We start from the raw sequence: 24,987 nt of genomic DNA, 5'->3' as shown, positions 1-24,987 counted from the left end.
GCTCATGCCCCCCGTAGCAGCACCACCAGGCGGACCGTGGCGTCCAGCTGCTCCTGGCCGATGTTCTCGCGCCTCAGGCGCAGGTCGGCCAGCACCGCCGCCGGATTGTCCTCTAGCACCTGGGCCAGGAACGCCCGCAAGCGGGTATACGAACCGCTCACCGGCAGGCTGATCTCGTAGCGCCACAAGCGGCCGCTCTTGTCCGGGGAGATCTTGTACTCGCCCTTGGGCAACACCAGCGACTGCGCCTCGGCGGCGGCATAGATCTTCTCCAGCCAGACCGGCGCGCTCTCGCGCGGCGGGAACGACTGGTAGAAACGGGCCAGGCGCAGCTCCGGGCCGAGCTCGGGCTTGCGCGCCGCCTGGCGCAGCCGGGCGATGTCGCGCTCCTGCTCCCGGCCTTGCTGCAGCAAGGCGGCCTCGCGCTGCTGCAGCGGCAGCGTCACGGTGAGGTGAAACAGCCCCGCCCCCAGCACGGTGGCCAGCAATAGCGCACCCGGCCAGCCCAGCTGCCGCAAGGTGTAACGCAGGCGTGGCAGCAGGGTGTTCATGGCTCGGGCTTCCACGCCGCCAGCACCGAGAAGCGGAACGGCTTCTCGTTATCCTGCTGATTGATGTGATGCTCCAGCAGCACCACGCTGCCCAGCCCCGGCTGCTGTTCCAGCCGTTCGATGTAGCTCAGCATCGCCTCGCGCTTCTTCACCTCGGCGGTGATGCGCACGCTGTGCTTGAGCGGATCGGGCTCGACCGCCAGCAGCGCCACGTCGTCGGTCTTGCTCTGCTCCAGCGCGGAAAACAACGCCGGCCAGGGCTGGTTCAGGCTCTGCCAGACCGCGTTGGCCTGGTTGATCGCCTGATCGAGGCCCTTGTCGCGCGGGCGCTCGCGCGCCGGCTGCAGCCGCTGCAGGGTGTGCCGGTTGTCGGCCACCCGCTGTGCCCGGCGCTCCACCTCGTGCGAGACGGAGAGGTAATACCAGGCGCTCAGCAGCAGCACCAACAGCGCCGCCAGCACCATCAGCAGGGCCTTGCCGGCGAGCTTTTCATGCTTGCGCACATAGTCCAGCTCGATCGTGTGCATGTTCACTCTCCCATCAGCGCCATGGCGTACTCGGCGCCGGCCTCCGGCGGCAGTCCGGGCAGGGGTTCCAGTGGCAGCAAGCGGATGGTCGTCCCGTCCGTCTGCGGCCACGCCGCCTCGGGCACCTCGGCCGCGAAGGCGAAGATGTCGTGTGGTGCCCCCCCCGTCTCGAGGCGCAGCAACATGCGCTGCAGCAACTCGGGAAGCACGGTGGCGGCGTCGGTGGGCGGCAGGGGCTCGAACACCAGCCCGCCCCACTGGCCATCGTGGAAACAGGCCAGCCCGATGCGCCCCGGCTCGGTCAGCAGGAAGCAGCCGCTGTCGCTGACCATGCGGCGGCGCCAGTGATTGAAGGCGGCCATCAGGTAGGGCTGTACCGAGTCCAGCTTCACCCCGCTCTCCTGCGCCACCTGATGCAGGGCCAGCAGCAGCTCCGGGTCGATGGCGCTGGCGATCAGCGGCGTGCCGAAGCCGCCGCCGCTCCAGCGGCACTCCCAGCGCTCCGCCTCGTCGCCGTAGACCTGGCGGAAACAATGGTGCACCATCGCCCGCCACTCTTCGTCCGAGCTCAGCTGGTCGTTCCAGGGAATCAGCAGATAACGCACAAAGTGGTTGGAGATCACCAGCGTCGCCGTCGCCTTCTGCCACTCCGGCGCCTTCAGCGCCTCGCGCAACACCGCGACCGCCGCTTGCCAGCCCGCCGCCGCCTCCGGACAAGGCACGATGCACTTGTCGAGCAGGTGCGGACGCAGTCCATGGGAAAACCGCATCAGGATCACCCGGTCCGGACACAGCGCCATCTTGACCCGGTCATTCAACGAAAGTAACACGGTTGATTTCCTGTAAAGTGGTTTCCCCGCGCTTCACCAGCTCGACCGCGGCCTGACGCAGAAAGCGCGTGCCGTTGCGGCGCGCCACCTCCTTGATGTGCCGTATCGGCTCGCGTGCCACGATCAGCTCGCGGATCTCGTCGGTCAGGCGCAGCATCTCGCCGATCGCCTTGCGGCCCTTGTAGCCGGAGCCGCGGCAGTGGCCGCAACCGCGGCCGCGGCGGAACTCGATCGTCGCCGCCAGCTCGGGCGGCAGGCCGGAAACCGCCACCAGCTGGGCGTCGGGTTGATCCGCCTGGGAACAGTACGGGCAGTTCAGCCGCACCAGGCGCTGGGCGAAGATGCAGTTCAACGCCGAGACGAAACTGTAGGGATCGACCCCCATATGGACGAAGCGCCCGATCACGTCGAACACGTTGTTGGCGTGCACCGTGGTGAACACCAGGTGGCCGGTCAGCGCCGCCTGCACCGCGATCTGCGCGGTCTCGGTATCGCGGATTTCGCCCACCAGGATCTTGTCCGGATCGTGCCGCAGGATGGAACGCAGGCCACGGGCAAAGGTCAGCCCCTTCTTCTCGTTGACCTGGATCTGCAGCACCCCCGACAGCTGGTACTCGACCGGGTCCTCGATGGTGACGATCTTGTCGTGCCCGGTGTTGATTTCGGTCACCGCCGCGTACAGCGTGGTGGTCTTGCCGCTCCCGGTCGGTCCGGTCACCAGCACCATGCCGTAGGGGTCCTGGATGTAGCGGCGGACTTCCTCGATGGACGCGGCGTCGAAGCCCAGGTTGTCGAGCCGCAGCCCTTGCAGCTGGGTGGTCAGGGCGCGCCGGTCCAGGATGCGCAGCACGGCGTCCTCGCCGAAGATGCTGGGCATGATCGAGACGCGGAAATCCACCTCGCGCCCCTGGATGGCGATCTTGAAGCGGCCATCCTGCGGCACGCGCCGCTCGGCGATATCGAGATCGGACATCACCTTGACGCGCGACACCACCTGCTCGGCCAGATCGATGCCGTTCAGGCTGCCGACGGCGTCCAGCACGCCGTCGATGCGGTACTTCATCACCAGCCCCGCGCCGTCGCTCTCGAGGTGGATATCGCTGGCCCCCACCTTCAGGGCGTCGTAGATGATGGAGTGCACCAGCTTGACCACCTGGCTGGTGTCTTCACTGATCGACTTGTAGGAAATGTCCTCCACCAGGGAGGTCGCGGCGGCCTGGTCGGCTCCGCCGGCCAGCAACACGTCCACCGCCCGCCACGACGCCTCCTGGCGCGTCAGGAAGGCGCTCAGGTCGGTCCGATGCACCAGACACCAGCGCGCCGGACGTGCGACGACGTGGTCGGCCCAAGCCTGCAGATCGGCGTTGAGCGGATCGGCGAACAACACCAGCAACTCCCCCTCCCCGTCGCGACACGCCAGGCACTCGTGACGCACCGCCTCGGCGTAGGGAATGACGTCGAACGCCGGCTGCAGGGCATCGAGATCGGCCATGGCCAGGGCCGGATAATGGAAGGTCTCGGCCAGACTCAGCACGAAGTGTTCATGGGTCAGGCCGGAGTGCTCTTCCAGCACGTCCAGCGCGGAACGCTCGCGACGGCGCGCCTCCTCGCGGGCCTGCTGCAGCTGTTCGGGCGTGAAGCGGGCCGGCGCCTCCGGCATGGGGGACAGATCGCTGCTCATTGGATACTCCCGGCCAGCTCGAATATCGGCAGGTACATCAGGATGACGACTCCGCCGATCACCAGTCCGATAAAGGCCATCAGCGCTGGCTCGAACAGGCGCGTGAAACGTTCCACCGCCTGCGCCATTTCCTCTTCGTAGAAACTGGCGATGCGCTCCATCATGCCGCCCATCTGACCGGTGCGTTCGCCCACCCGCAGCATGCGCAGCGCCACCGAGGTGGTCAGGCCGTTGCTGCTCATGGCGAGGGAAATCGAGCGTCCCTCGCGGATGTCGCGGGCGGCCTGCAGCAACTGTTCGCGCAGCGAGGCCTGCAGCAGGCCGGACACCATCCCCAGCGCCTGCACCACCGGCGTCCCGCCGGTCAGCAGCATGCCCAGCATGCGGTAGAAGCGGGCCAACTGGTAAATCCGCATGCGCTGGCCGACGGCGGGAATCTTCCACAGCGTCGTGCCGATCCAGCGCTTCACCCCCGACAGCGAGAACAGGTACACGCTCCCCCCCAGCACGGCGAGCAGCGCCAGCAACAGGGTGATGGCATGGGCTTCGATCAGTTGCCCCCAGGCCAGCAGCAAGCGGGAGAACAGCGGCAGTTCGGTACCCATCGCCTCGTAGACGTGAGCGAAGCGCGGCACCACATAGGACAGCAGGAACACCAGCACCAGGCAGCCGACGGTGACCAGCAAGCCGGGGTAGATGGACGCGTTGATCATTTTCTTGCGCACCAGGTCGGCCTGCGTCTGGTACGCCACGTAACGACCCAGCGCGTCTTCCAGATCGCCGGTCTTTTCACTGGCTCGCACCGTAGCCAGATAGAGCGGCGGAAAGATGTCGGGGAACTGCTGCAACGCCACCGACAAGGTCTGGCCTTCGTACAGGCGCTGGATCAGACGCTCCAGCACCCGGCGCGACTCCGGCCGCGGCTCCTTCTCGTTGAGCGCTTCGATCGCCTCGACCAGCGCCAGCCCGGCCTCCAGCAGCGACAGCAGTTCCTGGGTAAACAGCAATAGCTGGAAGCGGCTATGTTTCAGCGTCGGCAGGGCGAGAGACGACGACTTCTGCTTGATCGCCAGCACCGTGTAGCCCTGGCTCTTGACCTGGTTGACGGCCTCGCCGTCGTTGAGGGCTTCCAGCGCCAGTAAGGTCACCTCGCCACTGTTCTTGACCGCTTTTATCTCGAAGCGCATGAGCTGTCGTCCTACCAGTTGCCGATGTCAGCATCCTCGCCGCTGCCACCGGCTTGCCCATCCTTGCCGTAGCTGAACAGATCGTATTCACCGTGCTCACCCGGCTTGCGGTACTGATAGGCGGTGCCCCACGGATCCAGCGGAACCCCCTTCTTCAAGTACGGCCCCTCCCATTTGGGCTCGTCGCTGGGCCGGGTATAGAGCGCATTCAGGCCCTGTTCAGAAGAGGGATAATGGCCCGTGTCGAGGCGGTATTGGTCCAGGGCCTTCTCCAGCGCATCGATCTGCGCACGCGCCGTCTTGACCTCCGCCTTGCCCACCTGGGCGAAGTAACGCGGGGCGACATAGCCCGCCAGCAGGCCGATGATCACCATCACCACCAGCAGCTCCAGCAAGGTAAAGCCTCGCTCCAGGCGGTGTTTCATGACACAGGACACCCGCTCTGCCTCCACGCCCTCGCTCCTTCCAGCCGTCTTGGAGCCTGAGGCATCTTTCAGCGCCCCTCGCTGCTGACACTCCAAGTTTTCACAATTTATTACTACACTAACGACAGAAACCACATTGATCTCGTTATAGGTGCCCCCCTCACTTTTTTCTATAGATGAATTGTGATTTAAATCATTTTTAAAGAAATGACGTTGGATAGCCCTTACTCATTTGACAGAAAGTGCCCTGCCCCTGCCGCCACCCGATTCAGCCGTGCGCCGCCTCCGCCAGGGGCGACAATAACCGGCCCGGGAACGCAACCGGGGACGAATGCCGGCCCGGAAGGCGACACGAGGGCAAAAAAAAAAACGGACCCCGTGGGGTCCGTTCTTCGGCCAACCTCGCAACAGTCTTACAGACCGAACGGGTGACGCATCACGATGGTCTCTTCGCGGTCCGGGCCGGTGGAGATGATGTCGACCGGCGCCTCGCAGATTTCGGCGATGCGGGTCAGGTAGGCACGCGCGTTTTCCGGCAGGTCATCCCACTTCTTCACGCCGAAGGTGGAGTCGCTCCAGCCCGGCATGGTTTCGTAGATCGGCTCGCACTTGGCCACGGCTTCCGAGCCGAACGGCAGGATGTCCACTTCCTTGCCGTCGATCTTGTAACCGACGCACAGCAGGATCTCTTCCAGGCCGTCCATCACGTCGAGCTTGGTCACGCACAGGCCGGACACGCCGTTGATCTGGATCGAGCGCTTCAGCGCTGCGGCGTCGAACCAGCCGCAGCGACGCGGACGGCCGGTCACCGAGCCGAACTCGTTGCCGCGCTTGGCAAGGAAGGCGCCGATGTCGTTTTCCTGCTCGGTCGGGAACGGCCCGGAACCGACGCGGGTGGTGTAGCCCTTGACGATGCCCAGCACGTAGTTGAGCATCTGCGGCGCCACGCCGGCACCCGGAGCGGCCGCACCGGCCACGCAGTTGGACGAGGTCACGAACGGGTAGGTGCCGTGGTCGATGTCGAGCAGCGTGCCCTGGGCACCCTCGAACAACAGCGGCACGTCGGCCTTGTTCAGGTCATACAGCGTGCGCGACACGTCGGCCACCATCGGCTTGATGCGCTCGGCCAGCTGCATGGTGGTTTCCAGCGTGGACGTGAAGTCCACCGGCTCGGACTTGAAGTACTGGGTCAGCTGGAAGTTGTAGTAGTCGAGGTTTTCCTTCAGCTTGGCGGCGAAGAGCTCGGCATCGAACAGGTCGATCACGCGCAGCGCGCGGCGCGCCACCTTGTCTTCGTAGGCCGGGCCGATGCCGCGACCGGTGGTGCCGATCTTGCCGGCGCCCTTGGCCGCTTCACGCGCCTGGTCCAGTGCCACGTGGTACGGCATGATCAGCGTGCAGTTCTCGGCGATCTTCAGGCGCGAAGCCACGTCGATGCCGGCGCTTTCCAGCTCGTCGATCTCCTTCAGCAGCGCCTCCGGCGACAGCACCACGCCGTTGCCGATGAAGCAGTCCACGCCTTCGCGCAGGATGCCGGACGGGATCAGGCGCAGCACGGTCTTCTTGCCACCCACCACCAGGGTGTGGCCAGCGTTGTGACCACCTTGGAAACGCACCACGCCACGGGCGTGATCGGTCAACCAGTCAACGATCTTGCCCTTGCCTTCGTCACCCCACTGGGTACCGATCACGACAACGTTCTTGGACATTGGAAAGAACCTCTTCTCTGTCAAACACTAAAACTCAGTTAAACGGAACCACCTGCCAGCCATCGGCGGCCAAGACCAGCTCGCGGTCGCAATCCAGCGCCACGGCCGATTCCCCCAGGTAATCGATGATGACCCGCTCGCCGCCGGCACGCAGCGCGGCCACGGCGTCACGCGCGGCGGCCAGGTCGCGCGCCTGCACGCGGATGCCCTGCGCGGCGTCGCGCTCGGGCAGGATGCGCACCAGATCGCGCAGGTCGAGACTGAAGCCGGTCGCCGGGCGAGCCCGGCCGAACTTGCGGCCGACGTTGTCGTAACGTCCACCGCGCGCCAGCGCCTCGGACCAGCCGGGGGCGTAGGCGGCAAACATCAGGCCGGTGTGGTAGAAATCGCCGCGCAGCTCGGCCAGGTCGAAGCTCAGCTCCACCTGCCCGTCCAGCGCGTTGGCGATAGCGGTGAGCTGCATCAGCCCCAGTTCCACCTCCGGCAACGACGGCAGCCGGGTGCGCGCCTTGTCGAGCACCTGGCGCGGGCCATACAGCTCCGGCAAGGCGAGGAAGGCGCTCTTGTACGGCTCGGCAACCTCGGCCACCAATTCGCGCACCGTGGCGATGTCCTTGGACTGCAAGGCACCGAACAGCTCGCGCGTGTCTTCGGCCGCGAGGCCCGCCGCCGCGGCCAGGCCGCGGAAGATGGCGATGTGACCGACGTCCAGGCGCAGCTTGTCGACCCCGACCTGGCGCAGCGTGGCCAGCATCAGCTCGATGATCTCGAGGTCGGCCTCGATGCCGGCGTAGCCGTACAGCTCGGCCCCGACCTGCAAGGGTTCGCGCGAACTCATCAGGCCGCTCGGGCGGGCGTGCACCACGCTGCCGGCATAGCACAGCCGGGTCACGCCGGTGCGGTTGGACAGCAGATGGGCATCGATGCGCGCCACCTGCGGGGTAATGTCGGCGCGCAGGCCGAGCTGGCGGCCGGACAGATGATCGTCCAGCTTGAAGGTCTTGATATCCAGCGCGCTATCGCCTTCCGACACCAGGGCATCGGCGTATTCGATCAGCGGCGGCAACACCAGCTCGTAGCCGGCCGTGCGGAACAGCTCCAGCATGGCGGCCTTGGCCGATTCGACCTGGCGCGCGGTGGCGGGCAGGATATCTGCAATATGTTCGGGGAGCAGCCAGTTGCGCATAAGTACTCAGTACAGAATAAAAGGCGGGGGTGGTTGCCCCGCCTTGCCGTCAGCAAACCGGCCGAAAACGTCTCGGCCGGTCACGATTATCGTCAGATTGTTATTTGGCCTTGCCGGCCACCTGCGGGTTCTTCAGGTAACGGAAGAACTCGCTGGACGGATCCAGCACCAGCACGTCGCTCTTGTTCCTGAACGACTCCTTGTAGGCGTCCATGCTGCGCCAGAAGGCGTAGAACTCGGGGTTCTTGCCGTAGGCTTCGGCGTAGATCGCCGCCGCCTTGGCATCACCCTCGCCCTTGACCTGCTGCGCCTTGTTATAGGCTTCCGCCAGGGTCACCTCGCGCTTGCGGTCGGCTTCGGCACGGATGCGCTCGGCCTCGGCGGCGCCCTCGCTACGCAGCTGGCTCGCCACGGTGCGGCGCTCGGACTGCATGCGGTCGTAGACCGAACTGCTGATTTTATCCGGAAAATCGACGCGCTTTAAGCGCACATCGAGAATTTCTACCCCGATTTTACGCGCATCCGCGTCGGCACGCTTGCGAACAACCTCCATGACTTGATCGCGCTGCCCGGAAATGACGTCCGCAACGGTCTTCTGGCCGAATTCGGCGCGCAGGCCGTCGTTGATGGTCTGTCGCAGACGCGCCACGGCCGCCGCCTCGTTGCCGCCGACGCTCTTGTAGAACTGCTCGACGTTGATCACGCGCCACTTCACGAAACTGTCGACCAGCACGTTCTTCTTCTCGCGCGTATTGAACAGTTCCGGCGTCTCGGCGTCGATGGTCTGCACCCGACGGTCGAAATAGCGCACATCCTGCATCAGCGGCACCTTGAAGTGGATGCCCGGCTGCGTAACGATCTTCACCACTTCGCCAAACTGGAACAGCAGGGCGAACTGGCGCTGGTCAACGGTAAACAGCGACAGGCTGGCCAGCAACAGCAGGCTGCCGATCGCCACGACTACAGATACCATTTTTTCCATGGCTTAGCGCTCCGCTCCGAACATGTCACGTCCCCGGGTCACATCCCGTCCTTCCCGCGGCGGAGTAGCCGCAGCGGGCGGTGCGCTCGGTTCGGCACGGGAAGGCGCCGGCGCTGCGGGGGCCGGGCTGGCCGGAGCGGCCGCGGCACCGTTGCCCGGTCCGGTCGACTGGATCAGCTTGTCGAGCGGCAGGTAGAGCAGGTTGCTGCCCCCCTTCTGGTCCACCAGCACCTTGCTGCTGCTGGTCATGATCTGCTGCATCATGTCGAAGTAGAGCCGGTCGCGCATGACCTTGGGCGCCTTGTTGTACTCGGACAACACCTGCTTGAAGCGGGCGGCATCGCCCTCGGCGCGCGCCACGACGCGCTGCTTGTAGGCTTCGGCCTCCTCGGTCAGGCGAGCGGCCAAGCCCTCGGCCTTGGGCACCACGTCGTTGGCGTAGGCCAGCCCCTCGTTGCGCAGCTTGTCCTTGTCCTGGCCCGCCTTGACCGCGTCCTCGAACGCCGCCTGCACCTCTCCCGGCGGCTGCACGTCGTTGATGTTCACCTTGGCGATGTGCACGCCCAGGGCGTAGCGGTCGACCACGCTCTGGATCAGTCGCTGCGTTTCCGCCGCGATCTGGGCGCGCCCCTCGTTGAGCACGAAGTCGACCTTGTTGCGGCCGACAATCTCGCGGATCGCGGTCTCGGCGGCCTGCTTGACGATGTCCTTGGCGTCGCGATCGCCGGTGGCATTGTTGAACAGGAACGCCCTGGCGTCGCGCACGTCGTACTGTACCGAGAGCTGCACATCAATGATGTTCTGGTCCTCGGTCAGCATCAGCGACTCTTCCGGCACCCGGTTCTTGGCGCTGCTGCGGTAGCCCACCTCGATGCTGCGCACCTCGGTCAGATTGACGATCTCCACCTTCTCGAACGGGTACGGCAGGTGCCACTGCAGCCCCGCTTCAGTGGTGTGGTGATAACGCCCCAGACGCAGCACCACGCCCTCTTCGCGCGCATCCACCACGTAAAAGCCGCTGGCCAGCCACAGTGCCACCACCACGCCCAATGCGGCGCCAACGCCCCCCTTGAACGCGGTGCGCGGCTCCGGTGCCTTGCCGGACGGCTTGGCCCCCAGCAGGCGGGCCAGTTTCTGGTTGAGTTTACGGAACAGTTCGTCAAGGTCCGGCGGTCCGTCGTTCGGACGCCGTCCCCACTTGGGATCATGCTGCGACATTATTGTTTCTATCTTCGCTAGAGTGAGGGGGGGCAAGCAGCTGCACCCGTTCAGCAAGAGCCTCGCGCAGGAGTTCCAGGCCGTCCCCGGTCAGCGCCGAAACCCGCACCGCCTGCGGCACGCCGTCGGCGTCGCGCTCGATGAGCGGCTCCAGTCCACGCAGATCGCCCTTGTTCCAGACGATCAGCTGCGGAATCTCGTCGGCGCCGATTTCCTCCAGCACGCGGTTAACCTCTTCGATCTGCATGTCGCGCATCGGGTTGGCCGAATCGACCACGTGCAGCAACAGATCGGCCTGCACGGTTTCTTCCAGCGTGGCGCGGAACGCTGCCACCAGCGTATGCGGCAGATCGCGGATGAAGCCCACCGTGTCGGACACCACGATCGAGGCCTGCTCGTTCAGGTACAGCTTGCGGCTGGTGGTGTCCAGCGTGGCGAACAGCTGGTCGGCGGCGTAGCTCTTGGCCTTGGTCAGCGCGTTGAACAGCGTCGACTTGCCAGCGTTGGTATAGCCCACGATCGACACCGAGGCGATGCCGTTGCGAAGACGCCCGCGGCGCTGCGTCTTGCGCTGCTTCTGCACCTGCTCCAGCCGCGTTTTCAGCAGCTTCACGCGGTTGCCGAGCAAGCGGCGGTCGGTTTCCAGCTGGGTTTCACCCGGACCACGCAGGCCGATACCGCCCTTCTGCCGCTCCAGGTGGGTCCAGCCGCGTACCAGTCGTGTCGCCAGATGCGACAATTGCGCCAGTTCGACCTGCAGTTTGCCCTCATGGCTGCGCGCGCGCTGGGCGAAGATGTCCAGAATCAGACTGGAGCGGTCGATCACCCGGCATTGCAGCACGCGCTCGATGTTGCGCTCCTGACCGGGCGAGAGCTGATGGTTGAAGATCACCACGTTGGCCGCAGTCACGCGCACCAGCGCCGCGATTTCCTCGACCTTGCCCTTGCCTGCAAAGAGGGCCGCATCGGGACGCTGGCGCTTGCCATGGATCAGACCCATGACTTCGACGCCAGCACTCTTGACGAGATCGACGCACTCATCAACGTTTTCCTGGAAATCGGGGTCACCGAAATCCAGGCACACGATGATGGCCTGATCACCTAAATCGGGACGGTCAAACACCTGAGATAACCGGACTCACAAAAAGAAAGGCTGGAAGGCCCCCGTTCATGGGGAACCCGGCCAACCTTTCGGGGTTTGCGTAAGCAATCAAGCGTCTTGCTGCTCGGACTTCTGAGTAGCAGGCTGCTCGTGCGGAATGGATACCGGGCGGGCCGGCACGACGGTGGAGATGGCATGCTTGTAAACCATCTGGGTTACCGTGTTTTTCAAGAGGACCACATACTGGTCAAAAGACTCGACCTGGCCTTGCAGTTTGATACCGTTAACCAGATAAATGGACACCGGCACATGTTCCTTGCGCAGGGTGTTCAGGAACGGGTCTTGTAACATTTGCCCTTTAGAGCTCATTCGTTTTCTCCGAATCGATGATTGTTGTATTGAAAATCTTGTATCAGCCCGACCACTAGAACCAGCTATCTTTCTAGCAGAAAAGCGGCGGGCGTACTACGAACCAGTTTCAACAGACAGGCGAGCTGCGGCGGTGTGAACACCGCCGCAGCCCGGAAACTATTCGGCACCTCTCAGGCCGGAGACTCCCGGCCACACTGCGGCCAACACCGCGACAACCCGGTCCGATACGGCCAGCGACGCGCCTCAAGGCTTGTTGCGCAGCTTGCCCTTCTTGCCCAGCGTCACCAGTTTGCCGGGCTTGCCACCCTTGCTTTCCTTCTCGCTGTCGAACGGGTTTTCCGCCGACTTGAACTGTACCCGCAACGGCGTTCCTTGCAATTTGAACACTTTGCGGAAGGTATGTTCCAGGTAACGGGTGTAACTATCCGGCACCTTGGTCAACGCGTTGCCATGGATCACGATAATCGGCGGATTCATGCCGCCTTGGTGAGCATAACGCATTTTCGGCCGCACCTGCCCGACCCTCGGTGGCGCCTGGCGCTCAACCGCCACCTCCAGCACCCGAGTCAGCTTGGGCGTTGCCAGCTTGACCATGGCGGCGCGGTAGGCTTCGTCGATCGACTTGAACAGGTCGGCGATGCCGCGCCCCTCGATGGCCGAGATGAAATGGAACTTGGCAAAGTCGAGGAAACCCAGCTTGCGCGCGATCTCGCGCTTGACCAGTTCCTTCTGCTCGGTATCGATGTTGTCCCACTTGTTGACCGCCACCACCAGCGCCCGCCCCGCCTCCAGCGCAAAGCCGGCGATGGTGGCATCCTGCTCCGAGATATCGAGTTGGGCATCCAGCACCAGAACGGCCACATTGGCATCCTCGATGGCCTTCATGGTCTTGATCACCGAAAACTTCTCGATGGTCTCGTTGACCTTGCCGCGACGGCGCACCCCGGCCGTATCGATGATGGTATAGGTGTGGTCGTCGCGCTCGAAATCAATGTAGATGCTGTCGCGCGTGGTCCCAGCCTGGTCGAACGCGATCACCCGCTCTTCGCCCAGGATGGCGTTCACCAACGTCGACTTGCCGACGTTGGGGCGGCCGATCACGGCGAACTTGGGATGGCGCACCTCCTTCTCGTCGGTGGCGGCCGGGAACGGCTCGAGTACCATCTCCATCAGCTCGCGCACGCCGTCGCCATGCGCAGCCGAGATCGCCAGGGGCTCGCCCAGCGCCAGCTCGTGGAACTCGGCCCCGGCGATCGACTGGCTGATGCCCTCGGCCTTGTTGACCACCAGGAATACCGGGCGATCGTTCTGGCGCAGGCGATTGGCAATGATCTTGTCCTGCGGCGTGATGCCGGTACGGCCGTCGACCAGAAACACGATGGCATCGGCCTCGTCGACCGCCTGCAGGGTCTGGCGGGCCATTTCGAACAGGATGCCTTCGTCCACGACCGGCTCGAAGCCACCGGTGTCGACCACCAGGTAAGGCTTGTCGCCGACGCGGCCATGACCGTAATGACGATCACGGGTCAGACCCGGCTGATCCGCCACCAGGGCATCCCGGCTGCGGGTCAGGCGGTTGAAGAGGGTCGATTTGCCGACGTTGGGTCGGCCGACCAGGGCTACAGTTGGTTTCATCAAGAGACTGCTTTATTCCAGTGACAGCATGGCCAGGCGACCGTTACGGCCTAATACCAGCGCCGTATCGCCCAGCGATACCGGTTGTCCGGTCAGACGTTCGGTCCCGACCTTGGTGCGACCCACAATGCGGCCGCTGTCAGCGGCGACCAGATGGGCATATCCTTCGCCATCCGTCACCAGCACGTAGCGGCCCAGCATGGCCGGACCCGACACGTTGCGATACTTCAGATCATCCAGCTTCCAGATGTTGCGGCCGGTACTGCGGTCGAACGCCCACAGACTGCCATCATCGCCGGTGACATACACATTGCGCGCATCGACCGCCAGCCCGTGGCTGGACGACACGTCACGCGCCCACAGCAGGTTGCCGCCGCGCGCCTCGAAGCAGGCCACCCGCCCCTGGAACGCCACGGCGCACACCTGGCCGGCGTCGAACACCGGGCGCGACACCACGTCGGTGACGCGTTCCAGTTCGGTGGCCCCGCGCGGACTGGCCACACTGGCCTCCCACAGCACGTTGCCGTTCTTCGGGCTCAATACCACCAGACGGCCACCGGCCTGGCCGGCCAGGATGGCCTCGTCCCCGGCACGCTGCAGCGATCCATTGTTTTCCACCGTCAGCTGCGGCAAGACACGGGACACCGACCACAGCTGCTTGCCGTCGGCCAAAGCGAAGCCGGTTACCCGGCCGTCGTTGGTGCGCACCGTGACCACCTCGCTGCCGGCCTGCGGCGCTTCCAGTGCCAGGCTGGTCAGCGTCTGCTCCCAGCGGACCGCACCGCTGGAACGATCGACCGCCAGCAGGCGGCCATCGGTGGTCGGCACCAGCACCAGCGTGTCGGTCACGCCGGGGCCGGCACTCAGCTCGCGCTTGAGAGCCAGTTCGCTGACCTTGCGCCCGCTCAGGGCGTCGAATACCTCGATGTGGCCACGGGCCTCGGCCACCACCACGTTGCCGTTCTGGTAGACCGGCAGGAAACCGCCATGGGCGACATCGCCGACCGAATCGGACCATTTGAGCTTGAGCGGCTGCTCCACGCGCACCGCCTGCAACGGCGTCGGCTCGACACGTGTGGAGCTGGTAAACCAGCTGGCGCAGCCAGACAGCACGCTGGCGGAAATCAGGGCAGAAACCAGTACACGACAGCGCATCGCTCAGCCTCCCAGGGCATCAAGTTTGGTCTGAATATACTGGCGGTTGGGCGAATCCCCCGCCAGCTTGGCTAAGGCCGAGCGGTACTGGTCACGCGCGGCTTTGCTGTCGCTCTTGGCGGCGTAAACATCGCCTTTCAGGTCGAGAAACAGGGCATCGTAGGCACTGACATGCTCCTGATTCAGCTCGGCAATGGCGGCGTCGTAGCGCTTTTCATCGAGCAGCACCGCCGCCAGACGCAGGCGAGCTACCGCCTGCAAGGCAGGCTCCTTGGCATGCTCCGCGGCCCAAGTCAGCTGCGACTTGGCCAAGGCCAGATCCTGCTTGTCGAAGGCGGTCTTGGCCGCCAGCAAGGCGGCACGGCTGGCGTAGGCGGTGCGCCCGTAATCGCTCTGCAACACTGACATCGAGCTCTTCATCTTGGCCAGGTCGCCCGCCTGCGCCGCGCCCACCACCTCGTCGTAGACGGCCGAGGCCTTCTCGGCCTGCGACTGCTGGTAGTAGGTCCAGCCCTTGGTACCCAGGTAGCCCAGCGCCGCCGCCAACACCGCCGCCGAAATCCACTTGCCCCACTGCGCCCAGAAGGCCTTCAGCTCGTCGATCTGTTCTTGTTCTTGCAAGTCGAACGCCATCGCGTTCCCCCTTATGTTTTCAAGCCTTGATTCGGGTGATGGTTTCGGCCACCGCTGCCAGCGCGACGGTTTCCTGAGTGGCCTCGAGGCGCAACGGCTTGACCACCGCCGTGGCGTTGGCCACTTCGTTTTCACCGACGATCACGGCAAACTGCGCGCCGCAGCCGTCGGCCTTTTTCATTTGCGACTTGAAACTGCCTTCGCCGCAGTGCTGGATCACCGACAGGCCGGCGGCACGCAGGCTGGCCGCCAGCTGCATGGCGTACAGCGGCGCGCCAGCACCCTGCTGCACCAGGTAGACGTCCACGCCGCGGGATGCCGGCAGGCGGTTCTTTTCCTGCAACAGCAGCATCACCCGCTCCAGGCCCATGCCGAAGCCGATGCCGGGAGCCGGCTTGCCGCCGAGTTGCTCGACCAGACCATCGTAACGACCACCGGCACACACCGTACCCTGCGCTCCCAGCTCGGTGGTCACCCATTCGAACACCGACTGGTTGTAGTAGTCGAGCCCGCGCACCAGACGCGGATTCTCCACGTAGCGGATGCCGAGGCCGTCGATCATCGCCTTCCAGCCCTCGTAATGGGCACGCGACTCATCGCCCAGATAGTCGGTGAGACGCGGCGCGGCGTTGCAGATTTCCTGCAATGCCGGGTTCTTGGTATCCAGCACGCGTAGCGGGTTGCTGTAGAGGCGGCGCTTGCCATCCTCGTCCAGCATGTCGTGATGGCGCTCGAGATAGGCAATCAGCGCCTCACGATGTGCCGCACGCTCATCCTTGTTGCCCAGGGTGTTGAGCTGCAGCTCCACGCTGTCGGCCAGGCCCAGGCGCTTCCACAGGTCGGCCGTCATCAGGATGATTTCGGCGTCGATATCCGGCCCGGCAAAGCCCAGCGCCTCGATGCCGATCTGGTGGAACTGACGATAGCGCCCCTTCTGCGGACGCTCGTGACGGAACATCGGGCCCATGTACCACAGACGCTGCGTGGCGTTGTACAGCAGGTTGTGCTCGACCACGGCACGCAGGGTGCCGGCGGTGCCTTCCGGGCGCAGCGTCAGGCTGTCACCGTTCAGGCTGTCGGTGAAGGAATACATTTCCTTCTCGACGATATCGGTCACTTCGCCGATGGAACGCACGAACAGCCGGGTTTCCTCGACGATCGGCGTGCGGATGTTCTGGTAGCCGTAATCGGCCAGCCAGCCGCGCAGGATGTTCTCGAAATACTCCCACTGGTGCGAATCGGCCGGCAGCACGTCGTTCATGCCGCGAATGGCCTGGATCTTTTGCGTCATTGCTCGCTTCTTCTCAGTCTTTATTCGGTTCAGCCGACCGTCTTGATCGGTATCGTGCGCACGGCGGCCTCGCGGCGCTTGGCCCCGCCTTCGCCGTAGCGGGTGCGCACGTAATCGTCGACCAGCGCCTTGAAATCGGCGGCGATGGTATCGCCCTTCAGGGTCACGTTCTTCTCGCCGTCGACATAGACCGGCGCCACCGGCACTTCGCCGGTGCCCGGCAGGGAAATGCCGATATCGGCCAGCTTGCTCTCGCCCGGGCCGTTCACCACGCAGCCCATCACGGCCACTTTCATGTCTTCGACGCCCGGGTATTGCAGGCGCCACACCGGCATCTGCTCGCGCAGATAGCTCTGGATGCTGTCCGCCAACTCCTGGAAGAAGGTGCTGGAGGTGCGGCCGCAGCCGGGGCAGGCAGTCACCAGCGGGGTGAACGAGCGCAGCCCCATGGTCTGCAGGATTTCCTGCGCCACCACCACTTCCCGGTTGCGCGACTCGCCCGGCGCCGGGGTCAGCGAGATGCGGATGGTGTCGCCAATGCCTTCCTGCAGCAACACCGACAGCGCCGCGGTCGAGGCGACGATGCCCTTCGAGCCCATGCCGGCCTCGGTCAGGCCCAGGTGCAGCGGAAAATCGCAGCGCCGGCCAAGATCGCGGTACACCGAAATCAGGTCCTGCACATGACTGACCTTGCACGACAGGATGATCTTGTCGGCCGGCAGCCCCAGTTCCATCGCCTTACCCGCGCTCTCCAGCGCCGACACGATCAGCGCCTCGCGCATTACCGCGTCCGGTGCCAGCGGCTCGGCACGGCGGCTGTTCTCGTCCATCAACCGTACCGCCAGGGCCTGGTCCAAACTGCCCCAGTTGACGCCGATACGCACCGGCTTGTCGTACTCGATGGCGGCACGGATCATGTAGGCGAACTTGTCGTCGCCCTTGGCGCCCTTGCCGACGTTGCCGGGGTTGATGCGGTACTTCGCCAGGGCACGGGCGCAATCGGGATAGTCGCGCAGCAGACGCTCGCCGTTGAAATGGAAGTCGCCCACCAGCGGCACGTTGCAGCCCATGTCGTCGAGGCGTTGGCGCACCTCGGCAACCGCCGCTGCTGCCTCGGGGGAATTCACCGTGATGCGCACCAGTTCCGAGCCGGCTTCGGCCAACTCGAATACCTGCTGGGCGGTCGCGGCCGCATCGGCGGTATCGGTATTGGTCATCGACTGCACCACCACCGGCGCCTCGGAGCCGACAATAACATGCCCCACTCGTACCTGACGGGTGGGGCGTCGCGCGATCAGCACGCTATCCATGTGACAGATTACCTACTTGAGTTCTAGTCTGGCGGTGGTACCGCGAATCTTGCCGGTCATCACCACCGGTTGGCCGTTGAAGGACACATCGACCTGTGTGGCGTTGCCGACCGTGAGCTTGAACGGGGGCTGGCCGACCACTTCTTTGGCGGCACCAGCCTTGAGCGTCTCAAACACCAGTTTCTTGCCGCTGCCATCGATCACCGACACCCAGGCATCCTGCTTGGCAACCAGCTTGACCGTACCCCCCCCCGCCGTGGGCGGCGCGAAGACGGGAGCGGATGCCGGCGCAGCCGCCACGGCGGGAGCCGGCTTCGCAGCTGGGACGGGAACGGGTGCGGGAGCCGTCACCGCAGCCGATGCGTCCTTGATAGGCTCGGCCTCGACCGGGGTCGAAGCCGTCGACTGTTCGGTCAGCATCGGAGCCAGGTCCTGTTTGGCTTCGTCCTTGGCCGGCTCGGACCCTGGGCGGGCAAACCAGAAGGCACCGGCGGCCAAGACGACCACCAGAACCAGCAGGATCGCCCGCTTCCCCAGCAGTCCGGACGTTTCCTCCGGCTCGCTGACCACGGAAGCCGCCTCGACCTCCTTGGAGAGATTCGCCACCTCCTTGACGGAAGAGGGGAACCGTTCCTCCAGCCGAGCCATCAAGGGTGCGGCATCCAGGCCCAGAAACCGGGCGTAATTACGCACGAAGCCACGAACGAAGGCGGCACCAGGCAACGCCTCGAAACGGTCGGCCTCGATCGCCTCCAACTGCTTGAGCGACAGCTTGAGCCGGTCCGCCACCTCACCCAGGCTAAGACCGGCAGCCTCACGGGCCGCCTTGAGCGCCGCCCCGACGCTATCGCGGTCTGGCGGCAGGGTACTATTCTGTTCGGTTTGTGATTCCATCAAAGACCACTCAACAACTCTTGCGTTTCTTTCGAATCGGGATATCGGCTCTTGAGCCTTGCGGCATAGAGATCGGCCTTGCCCTGCTCATTGGTCTTGCGGGCGATTTTCACCCCCAACAACAACACGTCGGCCGGCATCTCGCCAACGTTGTCGGCCAGGCGATCGAAATAGAACGCGGCCAGTTTGGCGTTACCTTGACCAAAGTGCAGCGCCGCCAGTTCCTTGAGCGCGGGCGGATAATTAGGAGAAACGCGCAGGGCCGACAACAGATAGTCGTTGGCCTGGGCTTTCTGCCCCAGCAAGGCACTGCACCGCCCCAGGTTCAGGTAGGCGGTCTGCGGGGTGTCGTACAGCGGATTGGCCAGGGCCTTGGCAAAATAGCCCATGCCGTCCTGAGCACGCCCGTGGTCGCACAGGAATTCGCCGTAATTGTTATTGGCTTCCGGATTGGCGGGCTCCATCGCCAAGGCCTTCTGGTAATTCTGCTCGGCGTCGCCATCCACCTTCAGCAAGGTCAGCACATAGGCCTTGGCTAGGTAAGCCGGCACGTAGCGCTGATCGGCGGCGATGGCCTGATCGGCGGACAGCAGCGCCGCCTTGTAATTACCGACCCGGGAATACTCCACGGCCAGTTGGGTGCGGATCTGAGCCAGTTCGTTGGTCGGTGCGGCAGCAAATACAGTCATGCCAAAAGCCATCAAGCATCCAGCAAGCCACATTTGCCCTTTCTTCATGCCGCACCATCCTCCTCGATTCGGATCCACTTTGTCTTGCGTCGCGTCTTGTCCTGCACCTGCCCCGCCAGCTGGCCGCAAGCGGCGTCGATATCGTCGCCGCGCGTCTTGCGCACCGTCACCACATACCCCGCCTCTTGCAGTATCTCCCGGAAGCGATGAATGGCGTTGTTGCTGGAACGCTCGTAACCCGAGTTCGGGAACGGATTAAACGGGATCAGGTTGAACTTGCACGGCACATCTTTCACCAGCTCAATCAACTGGCGAGCATGTTCAGGTCTATCGTTGACATCGTCAAGCATCACGTACTCGAACGTCACGAAGTCCCGCGGGGCCTTTTCCAGGTAGCGCTGGCAGGCTGCCATGAGTTCGCGCAGCGGGTATTTCTTGTTGATGGGCACAATCACATCGCGAATGGCATCGTTCGGTGCATGCAGACTGACGGCCAGCGCCACCGGGCAGGCTTCGCGCAGACGGTCCATCTGCGGCACCATGCCAGAGGTCGACACCGTGACGCGGCGACGGCTCAAACCGTAGCCGTGGTCGTCCAGCATGATCTGCAGCGCCGACACCACGTTATCGAAGTTGGCCAGAGGCTCGCCCATACCCATCATGACCACGTTGGAGATGACGCGTTCATTCTTCGGCGTCACTCCCATCGCCTTGTTGGCCCACCACAGCTGCCCAATGATCTCGGCGGTCGACAGGTTACGGTTGAAACCCTGGCGACCGGTGGAGCAGAAGGTGCATTCGAGGGCGCACCCCACCTGGGATGATATGCACAAGGTGCCGCGATCATCCTCGGGGATGAACACGGTTTCGACACCGTTGCCGGTGCCGACGTCGAGCAGCCACTTGCGGGTACCATCACTGGAAGCCTGTTCGACCATCAGGTCGGGCACGCGCACCTCGGCCGACTCGTGCAGCTTGCAACGCAAGCTCTTGGCAATGTCGGTCATGGCGTCGAAATCGGCCTCGCCCATCTGGTGCATCCAGCGCATCACCTGCTTGGCGCGGAACGGCTTTTCGCCCATCGCGGCAAAGTGATCGGTCAACTGGGCCAGATTGAAGTCGAGCAGGTTGGTTTTCATGCAATCCTCATTGACAGGGCAGCCGCCATGGCGGCCACCCCGGTACAGCGATACGGCTAATTAACGCGAGCAAACTTCGGAAGCGGCGAAGAAGTAGGCCACTTCGATAGCAGCGTTTTCAACGCTGTCGGAACCGTGTACGGCATTGGCATCGATCGACTCGGCGAAATCGGCGCGGATGGTGCCGGCGTCAGCTTTCTTCGGATCGGTCGCGCCCATCAGTTCGCGGTTCTTCAGGACGGCATTCTCGCCTTCCAGCGCCTGGATCATGACCGGGCCGGAGATCATGAAGCTCACCAGGTCGTTGAAGAAAGGACGCTCTTTGTGCACAGCGTAGAAGCCTTCGGCTTCGGCGCGCGACAGTTGCTTCATTTTGGCGGCGACAACTTTCAGGCCGGCCGACTCGAAACGATCGTAGATCTTGCCGATAACGTTTTTCGCTACGGCGTCCGGTTTGATGATGGACAGAGTGCGTTCAATTGCCATAAAAAATCTCCCTAATTCCAAGACAAATGGCTAAACTAGTTTGCAGCCTAGCCATTCGGGCTACCCAATTCTGAGGAACCCGGTACTTTACCAGCCTTTTCAAGCCTTTGCTGCACAAAATTTAAGCACAATGAGCCCAGACACCCAGACACCCCCTCCGCCCAAAGGCGGCGAAGAAAAAGATATCAGTCGAAAACTGAAGAAGCGCCTGCTCATCGCCGGCGGCCTGGTAGCGCTGGCGCTGGCCGCCATCCCGGTTCTGGACCATTTCGGCAAACGCGACGAAGTCGCCATGACGGCCACCGAACCACAAGGCAGTTCGGGCAAGATCGCCAATGTCGCGTCAGCCCCTGCGACAGAGCCCCCCGCCGCGATTGAAAGCAGCGCACCGGCCGCGATGGAAGCCAGCCAGCCCACGCCGCAAACGGCCCCGGCCAGCCCGACTCCATCGGGCCATATCGCCCCGCCCGCTCCGGACACCAGCAAGACCCCCGGTGTCGCGGCCATCCATGCGAAAGCACCGACCACCCCGCCTCAAGCCAAGACACCGATCATCACTCCCGCTCCAACGGCCAAAACGGCTCCGGAGGCAAAAGAAGAGAGCAAGGAGGAGAGCCGCATACCCCCCCAAGCCTTCAAGCCGCAGCCCCAGAACGAACCTCTCCCCGCTCCTGCGCCCGTCAGCAAGGCCAGACCGGCAGGCTCCTCGCTGGGCTACAAGGTGCAGCTCGGCTTGTTCACAAGCCTGGGCAACGCGCAGAAACTGGTCGAAACGCTCAAAGCCAACGGCATCGAAGCCCATACCGAGACGAAAGTACACGTCGGACCATTCCGCACCCGCGCCGAAGCCGAGGAAACCATGAGCAAGCTGCGCCAACTGGGCTACAGCCCCTTGCTAGCGCCGCTGACACAATAACCCCCGCCGCCAAGAATCACCGGGAAGACACGACCCGCGGCCGACAAACACCGCCCAGGCACCGCCGCGACAACACGCCCCACGGCAGCGGACTCAGGCCAAACAACCGGAAATAAAAAAAGCCTGGCATTGCCGCCAGGCTTTTTTCTATATGGTGCCGGTAAGAGGAGTCGAACCCCCGACCTTCGCATTACGAATGCGCTGCTCTACCAACTGAGCTATACCGGCAAACCAAACTTGGTAAAAAAGCCTTGACGTATACTGCGCATCAAGGCTTTTTCGAATCTGGTCGGGGTGAGAGGATTCGAACCTCCGGCCTCTACGTCCCGAACGTAGCGCTCTACCAGGCTAAGCTACACCCCGATTTCGATTTTCGCGACTCCAAGTTATTCACCGTCAGGCACCGCTTCTGCGATACAATGTTCGGCCTCAGAGGACGCGCATTATCGGGCAAATATGTGGTTTAAGCAACTATCTTTTTATCGTTTGAACGGGGATGCCATCCCCGAAGTGGCGCAACTGACTGATGCACTGGAGAAAAAACCGTTTCTTCACTGCAGCGGCCTGGACTGGTTCAGCGAGGGCTGGGTGACCGCTGCAGGCCACCAGGAGTCGCCGGTGTACAGCGCCCGCGGCTGCCAGCTGGTCGCCCTGAAGCGCGAAGACAAGGTTCTTCCGGCATCGGTAATCCGCGAGTTTGTCGATGCCAAGGTAGCGGAGATCGAGGACAAGGAACTGCGCAAGGTCGGCCGCAAGGAAAAGCTGGCCCTCAAGGAACAGGTGACCGACGACCTGCTGCCACGCGCCTTCGTGCGCAGCCACCGCCTCAACGCTTACTTGGATGGACGCCGACAATGGCTGATGGTGAATTCCGCCACCGCCAGCAAGTCGGAGGCCCTGGTCAGCAAGTTGCGCGAAGCGCTTCCGCCCTTCCCCGCCGCCTTGCCGCGTACCCAGATCGCCCCCCATACCGCGATGACGGCCTGGTTGGCCGAAGGCGAGGCACCGGCCGGTTTCGAACTGGACGCCGAATGCGAGCTGAAGGACAGCAGCGAGAACGGCGCGGTGATCCGCTGCACGCGCATGGACCTGACCGCCGATGAAATCCGCCAGCACATCGCCACCGGCAAGCAGGTGACGCGGGTCGGCCTGATCTGGCGCGAACGTATCCGTTTCGTGCTGACCGACACGCTGCAACTGAAACGCCTACAGTTCCTCGATGTCCTGCAGGAAGAAGCGAGCCAGGCCGGGGACGATCGCGACAGCCTGTTCGAGGCCACCTTCACACTGATGGTGGAAGAGCTGGGTGAACTGGTGGACGAGCTGGTCGAGGCCCTGGGTGGGCTGGAAGAGGCGCAGCAGGCCAGCTCGGCCGCGGCGCCTCCCCCGGCTGCCTCCGCGAGTGCGGCAACCCGCACGGAAGCGGTGGATGTGCCGTGGGAGGAATGAGCGCGTTATAGCCCTCGACCGAAAAGAGCCGGAAATCCGGCTCTTTTTTACTGATAGCCCCCCCCTGGTCAGCTTACCGGGGTATTGCCGCGCCCTCCCATATGACGCAGGGCACGCCGTAACGGAGACATGGGGCAATAGGCCGGTGCCGTGGACGAGGCGAAGGAAGCGCCGACCCGCTTGTGCCTGCCCCAAGGCGGGTCGGCACATTCGCTACGGCCACGCCCTGCCGAACAGATCACGCACGGGCGAGATCCCCCTAAGGGTTAGCGCTACCATGGCCAGAAACAGACGGGGGGACGTGGGCTCCCCTGCCCGTTTCTGCCCACCTTGGCCTTACATGCGCGACTGCTGGTAGTTTTCCAGGCCGGTCAGCTCGATCAGCTTGAGCTGCTGTTCCAGCCAGTGCGCGTGATCGTTTTCGGTTTCCTCCAGCAGCACCATCAGCTCGTTACGCGTGACGAAATCCTGCACGCTCTCGCAGTGTGCGATCACCGACTTGAGCAAGTCGCCCACTCGGTACTCGACCTCGAGATCACTTCGCAGCATGGCCGGCACGTCCTGGCCGACCACGATGGGTACGCGCTTCGCCACGTTTGGGACACCGCCGAGGAACAGGATGCGGGCAATGAGGATGCGGGCATGTCCCAGTTCGTCCTCGCGCTCATGGTCGATGCGTTGGAACAGCTGCTGCAGCCCCTGATCCTTGTACATTTCGGCGTGGATGAAGTACTGGTCGGCGGCCGACAGTTCCTCGGCCAGCAGAGCGTTCAGCAACTCGATGGTTTTGGGGTGACCTTGCATGTGTAGACGTCCTCTGACAGGCAGAGCCGGGGGGCGAGCCGGCGCTTGCCAAAGTGAATAAAATCAGGGCGGATTGTAGGATGACGAAGGCGTATTGTCAGCAAAACACCGCCCCATCCGGACTAGCTCCTCGGTACACTGGCCTAGATGGCGGACGGAAGGGTAAAATCTGCCGATCGTCACTCTCCCCAGCGCCTTCCCGAGCGCCCTTCCGACAATGAGCATCAAATCCGACAAGTGGATCCGCCGCATGGCTGAGCAGGACGGCATGATCGATCCGTTCGAACCGAACCAGATCAAGATCAGCGACGGCCAGAAGATCATCTCCTACGGCACCTCGAGCTACGGCTACGATATCCGCTGTGCCGACGAATTCAAGGTATTCACCAACATCAACAGCACCATCGTCGACCCGAAGAATTTCGACCCGAAGTCGTTCGTCGAAGTGTCGGGCGATGGCTATTGCATCATTCCGCCCAACTCGTTCGCGCTGGCGCGCACCGTGGAGTACTTCCGCATCCCGCGCAGCGTGCTGACCGTGTGTCTCGGCAAATCGACCTACGCGCGCTGCGGCATCATCGTCAACGTGACGCCGTTCGAACCGGAATGGGAAGGTTATGTCACCCTCGAATTTTCCACCACGACTCCACTGCCGGCAAAGATTTACGCCAACGAAGGCGTTGCACAGGTGCTGTTTTTCGAGTCTGACGAGGAATGCGCGGTGTCCTACCGCGACCGTGACGGCAAGTACATGGGGCAAAGCGGGGTCACCCTGCCGAAACCGTGAATACGCCGGTTTTCAGCCCAGCCCTCCCG

Annotated in this window: 25 protein-coding genes and 2 tRNA genes; 3 read left to right on the top strand and 24 right to left on the bottom strand. The window is 63.6% G+C overall.

What is annotated here, in order from left to right; genetic code table 11:
• Positions 1 to 2 precede the first annotated feature (2 nt).
• The 21 genes from AC3WG5_RS16190 to ndk all read right to left on the bottom strand — a co-directional run bounded on the left by AC3WG5_RS16190 (position 3) and on the right by ndk (position 21,002).
• Positions 3 to 551, bottom strand: a complete 549-nt coding sequence (locus tag AC3WG5_RS16190; RefSeq protein WP_294867504.1) for a hypothetical protein — start codon at positions 549 to 551, stop codon at positions 3 to 5.
• Complete coding sequence (locus AC3WG5_RS16185) at positions 548 to 1,078, bottom strand: hypothetical protein (RefSeq protein WP_008955088.1); 531 nt, start codon at positions 1,076 to 1,078, stop codon at positions 548 to 550. Before AC3WG5_RS16185 ends, AC3WG5_RS16190 begins: the two co-directional genes overlap by 4 nt.
• Before the next feature lie 2 nt (positions 1,079 to 1,080).
• Entirely contained in the window at positions 1,081 to 1,908 is an 828-nt protein-coding gene (locus tag AC3WG5_RS16180) for a hypothetical protein (protein WP_492569581.1), read from the bottom strand.
• Positions 1,889 to 3,589: a GspE/PulE family protein gene (locus tag AC3WG5_RS16175; protein ID WP_492569579.1), complete on the bottom strand. Its 1,701-nt coding sequence runs from the start codon at positions 3,587 to 3,589 to the stop codon at positions 1,889 to 1,891. The genes AC3WG5_RS16180 and AC3WG5_RS16175 overlap by 20 nt, the downstream gene beginning before the upstream one ends.
• On the bottom strand, positions 3,586 to 4,776 hold the full coding sequence (locus AC3WG5_RS16170; protein WP_492569578.1) for a type II secretion system F family protein: 1,191 nt from the start codon (positions 4,774 to 4,776) through the stop codon (positions 3,586 to 3,588). Before AC3WG5_RS16170 ends, AC3WG5_RS16175 begins: the two co-directional genes overlap by 4 nt.
• A gap of 11 nt (positions 4,777 to 4,787) precedes the next feature.
• The gene (gene gspG / locus AC3WG5_RS16165; protein ID WP_173387084.1) at positions 4,788 to 5,201 is read right to left on the bottom strand and encodes a type II secretion system major pseudopilin GspG; all 414 of its coding nucleotides are present in this window, start codon (positions 5,199 to 5,201) and stop codon (positions 4,788 to 4,790) included.
• A 413-nt stretch (positions 5,202 to 5,614) separates the two neighbouring features.
• Positions 5,615 to 6,910, bottom strand: coding sequence for an adenylosuccinate synthase (locus tag AC3WG5_RS16160; protein ID WP_492569575.1), 1,296 nt, complete (start codon positions 6,908 to 6,910; stop codon positions 5,615 to 5,617).
• A 34-nt stretch (positions 6,911 to 6,944) separates the two neighbouring features.
• A complete protein-coding gene (locus AC3WG5_RS16155) occupies positions 6,945 to 8,096 on the bottom strand; it encodes an ATP phosphoribosyltransferase regulatory subunit (protein WP_014088082.1) in 1,152 nt (383 codons plus the stop codon).
• 100 nt (positions 8,097 to 8,196) lie between these two features.
• Complete coding sequence (gene hflC / locus AC3WG5_RS16150) at positions 8,197 to 9,078, bottom strand: protease modulator HflC (protein WP_492569573.1); 882 nt, start codon at positions 9,076 to 9,078, stop codon at positions 8,197 to 8,199.
• Between the two features lie 3 nt (positions 9,079 to 9,081).
• Positions 9,082 to 10,296 carry an FtsH protease activity modulator HflK gene (hflK, locus tag AC3WG5_RS16145; protein WP_492569572.1) on the bottom strand — a complete coding sequence of 405 codons (1,215 nt, stop codon included), beginning with the start codon at positions 10,294 to 10,296 and terminating at the stop codon, positions 9,082 to 9,084.
• Complete coding sequence (hflX, locus tag AC3WG5_RS16140) at positions 10,283 to 11,419, bottom strand: ribosome rescue GTPase HflX (protein ID WP_492569570.1); 1,137 nt, start codon at positions 11,417 to 11,419, stop codon at positions 10,283 to 10,285. Before hflX ends, hflK begins: the two co-directional genes overlap by 14 nt.
• A gap of 87 nt (positions 11,420 to 11,506) precedes the next feature.
• Positions 11,507 to 11,767, bottom strand: coding sequence for an RNA chaperone Hfq (gene hfq / locus AC3WG5_RS16135; protein WP_008955078.1), 261 nt, complete (start codon positions 11,765 to 11,767; stop codon positions 11,507 to 11,509).
• A gap of 246 nt (positions 11,768 to 12,013) precedes the next feature.
• Complete coding sequence (der, locus tag AC3WG5_RS16130) at positions 12,014 to 13,405, bottom strand: ribosome biogenesis GTPase Der (protein ID WP_014088086.1); 1,392 nt, start codon at positions 13,403 to 13,405, stop codon at positions 12,014 to 12,016.
• A 12-nt stretch (positions 13,406 to 13,417) separates the two neighbouring features.
• A complete protein-coding gene (gene bamB / locus AC3WG5_RS16125) occupies positions 13,418 to 14,560 on the bottom strand; it encodes an outer membrane protein assembly factor BamB (protein ID WP_014088087.1) in 1,143 nt (380 codons plus the stop codon).
• Positions 14,561 to 14,563: 3 nt separating this feature from the next.
• On the bottom strand, positions 14,564 to 15,193 hold the full coding sequence (locus AC3WG5_RS16120; protein ID WP_492569569.1) for a YfgM family protein: 630 nt from the start codon (positions 15,191 to 15,193) through the stop codon (positions 14,564 to 14,566).
• A 19-nt stretch (positions 15,194 to 15,212) separates the two neighbouring features.
• Positions 15,213 to 16,484 (bottom strand): histidine--tRNA ligase, encoded by a 1,272-nt coding sequence (gene hisS, locus AC3WG5_RS16115; protein ID WP_492569567.1) that lies wholly within the window; start codon positions 16,482 to 16,484, stop codon positions 15,213 to 15,215.
• 29 nt (positions 16,485 to 16,513) lie between these two features.
• The gene (ispG, locus tag AC3WG5_RS16110) at positions 16,514 to 17,794 is read right to left on the bottom strand and encodes a flavodoxin-dependent (E)-4-hydroxy-3-methylbut-2-enyl-diphosphate synthase (protein ID WP_482584300.1); all 1,281 of its coding nucleotides are present in this window, start codon (positions 17,792 to 17,794) and stop codon (positions 16,514 to 16,516) included.
• Positions 17,795 to 17,806: 12 nt separating this feature from the next.
• The gene (locus AC3WG5_RS16105) at positions 17,807 to 18,688 is read right to left on the bottom strand and encodes a RodZ domain-containing protein (RefSeq protein ID WP_492569565.1); all 882 of its coding nucleotides are present in this window, start codon (positions 18,686 to 18,688) and stop codon (positions 17,807 to 17,809) included.
• On the bottom strand, positions 18,688 to 19,425 hold the full coding sequence (pilW, locus tag AC3WG5_RS16100; protein WP_148282994.1) for a type IV pilus biogenesis/stability protein PilW: 738 nt from the start codon (positions 19,423 to 19,425) through the stop codon (positions 18,688 to 18,690). Before pilW ends, AC3WG5_RS16105 begins: the two co-directional genes overlap by 1 nt.
• On the bottom strand, positions 19,422 to 20,516 hold the full coding sequence (rlmN, locus tag AC3WG5_RS16095) for a dual-specificity RNA methyltransferase RlmN (protein WP_008955070.1): 1,095 nt from the start codon (positions 20,514 to 20,516) through the stop codon (positions 19,422 to 19,424). The genes pilW and rlmN overlap by 4 nt, the downstream gene beginning before the upstream one ends.
• Before the next feature lie 60 nt (positions 20,517 to 20,576).
• Entirely contained in the window at positions 20,577 to 21,002 is a 426-nt protein-coding gene (gene ndk, locus AC3WG5_RS16090; RefSeq protein ID WP_008955069.1) for a nucleoside-diphosphate kinase, read from the bottom strand.
• A gap of 130 nt (positions 21,003 to 21,132) precedes the next feature.
• On the opposite strand from ndk, the gene AC3WG5_RS16085 reads away from it, so the two are divergent.
• Positions 21,133 to 21,918: an SPOR domain-containing protein gene (locus AC3WG5_RS16085; RefSeq protein WP_492569563.1), complete on the top strand. Its 786-nt coding sequence runs from the start codon at positions 21,133 to 21,135 to the stop codon at positions 21,916 to 21,918.
• Positions 21,919 to 22,070: 152 nt separating this feature from the next.
• Here the strand turns inward: AC3WG5_RS16085 and AC3WG5_RS16080 are convergent.
• A tRNA-Thr gene (locus AC3WG5_RS16080) sits at positions 22,071 to 22,146 on the bottom strand.
• Positions 22,147 to 22,204: 58 nt separating this feature from the next.
• Positions 22,205 to 22,281: transfer RNA gene (locus AC3WG5_RS16075), tRNA-Pro, on the bottom strand.
• Between the two features lie 93 nt (positions 22,282 to 22,374).
• On the opposite strand from AC3WG5_RS16075, the gene AC3WG5_RS16070 reads away from it, so the two are divergent.
• Positions 22,375 to 23,367 carry a recombination-associated protein RdgC gene (locus tag AC3WG5_RS16070; RefSeq protein ID WP_492569561.1) on the top strand — a complete coding sequence of 331 codons (993 nt, stop codon included), beginning with the start codon at positions 22,375 to 22,377 and terminating at the stop codon, positions 23,365 to 23,367.
• A 336-nt stretch (positions 23,368 to 23,703) separates the two neighbouring features.
• Here the strand turns inward: AC3WG5_RS16070 and bfr are convergent, their stop codons facing one another.
• Positions 23,704 to 24,171, bottom strand: a complete 468-nt coding sequence (gene bfr / locus AC3WG5_RS16065) for a bacterioferritin (RefSeq protein ID WP_492569559.1) — start codon at positions 24,169 to 24,171, stop codon at positions 23,704 to 23,706.
• 217 nt (positions 24,172 to 24,388) lie between these two features.
• Between bfr and dcd the strand changes: the two genes are divergently transcribed.
• Complete coding sequence (gene dcd / locus AC3WG5_RS16060; protein WP_492569558.1) at positions 24,389 to 24,958, top strand: dCTP deaminase; 570 nt, start codon at positions 24,389 to 24,391, stop codon at positions 24,956 to 24,958.
• The last annotated feature ends 29 nt before the right edge of the window (positions 24,959 to 24,987 follow it).

It is taken from the genome of Pseudogulbenkiania sp. FW507-F1 (assembly GCF_058781125.1).
Note: the sequence above shows the minus strand (reverse complement) of the source record. Positions and strands in the feature narration are given on the sequence as shown.

What these genes read in the sequence shown, in the direction of transcription:
- der (WP_014088086.1), bottom strand. Translation starts at nt 13,405, where the DNA reads ATGAAACCAACTGTAGCCCTGGTCGGCCGACCCAACGTCGGCAAATCG.
- AC3WG5_RS16175 (WP_492569579.1), bottom strand. Translation starts at nt 3,589, where the DNA reads ATGAGCAGCGATCTGTCCCCCATGCCGGAGGCGCCGGCCCGCTTCACG.
- hflK (WP_492569572.1), bottom strand. Translation starts at nt 10,296, where the DNA reads ATGTCGCAGCATGATCCCAAGTGGGGACGGCGTCCGAACGACGGACCG.
- hfq (WP_008955078.1), bottom strand. Translation starts at nt 11,767, where the DNA reads ATGAGCTCTAAAGGGCAAATGTTACAAGACCCGTTCCTGAACACCCTG.
- bfr (WP_492569559.1), bottom strand. Translation starts at nt 24,171, where the DNA reads ATGCAAGGTCACCCCAAAACCATCGAGTTGCTGAACGCTCTGCTGGCC.
- rlmN (WP_008955070.1), bottom strand. Translation starts at nt 20,516, where the DNA reads ATGAAAACCAACCTGCTCGACTTCAATCTGGCCCAGTTGACCGATCAC.
- AC3WG5_RS16190 (WP_294867504.1), bottom strand. Translation starts at nt 551, where the DNA reads ATGAACACCCTGCTGCCACGCCTGCGTTACACCTTGCGGCAGCTGGGC.
- ispG (WP_482584300.1), bottom strand. Translation starts at nt 17,794, where the DNA reads ATGGATAGCGTGCTGATCGCGCGACGCCCCACCCGTCAGGTACGAGTG.
- hflC (WP_492569573.1), bottom strand. Translation starts at nt 9,078, where the DNA reads ATGGAAAAAATGGTATCTGTAGTCGTGGCGATCGGCAGCCTGCTGTTG.
- dcd (WP_492569558.1), top strand. Translation starts at nt 24,389, where the DNA reads ATGAGCATCAAATCCGACAAGTGGATCCGCCGCATGGCTGAGCAGGAC.
- ndk (WP_008955069.1), bottom strand. Translation starts at nt 21,002, where the DNA reads ATGGCAATTGAACGCACTCTGTCCATCATCAAACCGGACGCCGTAGCG.
- AC3WG5_RS16170 (WP_492569578.1), bottom strand. Translation starts at nt 4,776, where the DNA reads ATGCGCTTCGAGATAAAAGCGGTCAAGAACAGTGGCGAGGTGACCTTA.
- AC3WG5_RS16155 (WP_014088082.1), bottom strand. Translation starts at nt 8,096, where the DNA reads ATGCGCAACTGGCTGCTCCCCGAACATATTGCAGATATCCTGCCCGCC.
- pilW (WP_148282994.1), bottom strand. Translation starts at nt 19,425, where the DNA reads ATGAAGAAAGGGCAAATGTGGCTTGCTGGATGCTTGATGGCTTTTGGC.
- gspG (WP_173387084.1), bottom strand. Translation starts at nt 5,201, where the DNA reads ATGAAACACCGCCTGGAGCGAGGCTTTACCTTGCTGGAGCTGCTGGTG.
- hisS (WP_492569567.1), bottom strand. Translation starts at nt 16,484, where the DNA reads ATGACGCAAAAGATCCAGGCCATTCGCGGCATGAACGACGTGCTGCCG.
- bamB (WP_014088087.1), bottom strand. Translation starts at nt 14,560, where the DNA reads ATGCGCTGTCGTGTACTGGTTTCTGCCCTGATTTCCGCCAGCGTGCTG.
- AC3WG5_RS16085 (WP_492569563.1), top strand. Translation starts at nt 21,133, where the DNA reads ATGAGCCCAGACACCCAGACACCCCCTCCGCCCAAAGGCGGCGAAGAA.
- AC3WG5_RS16185 (WP_008955088.1), bottom strand. Translation starts at nt 1,078, where the DNA reads ATGCACACGATCGAGCTGGACTATGTGCGCAAGCATGAAAAGCTCGCC.
- AC3WG5_RS16070 (WP_492569561.1), top strand. Translation starts at nt 22,375, where the DNA reads ATGTGGTTTAAGCAACTATCTTTTTATCGTTTGAACGGGGATGCCATC.
- AC3WG5_RS16120 (WP_492569569.1), bottom strand. Translation starts at nt 15,193, where the DNA reads ATGGCGTTCGACTTGCAAGAACAAGAACAGATCGACGAGCTGAAGGCC.
- AC3WG5_RS16105 (WP_492569565.1), bottom strand. Translation starts at nt 18,688, where the DNA reads ATGGAATCACAAACCGAACAGAATAGTACCCTGCCGCCAGACCGCGAT.
- AC3WG5_RS16160 (WP_492569575.1), bottom strand. Translation starts at nt 6,910, where the DNA reads ATGTCCAAGAACGTTGTCGTGATCGGTACCCAGTGGGGTGACGAAGGC.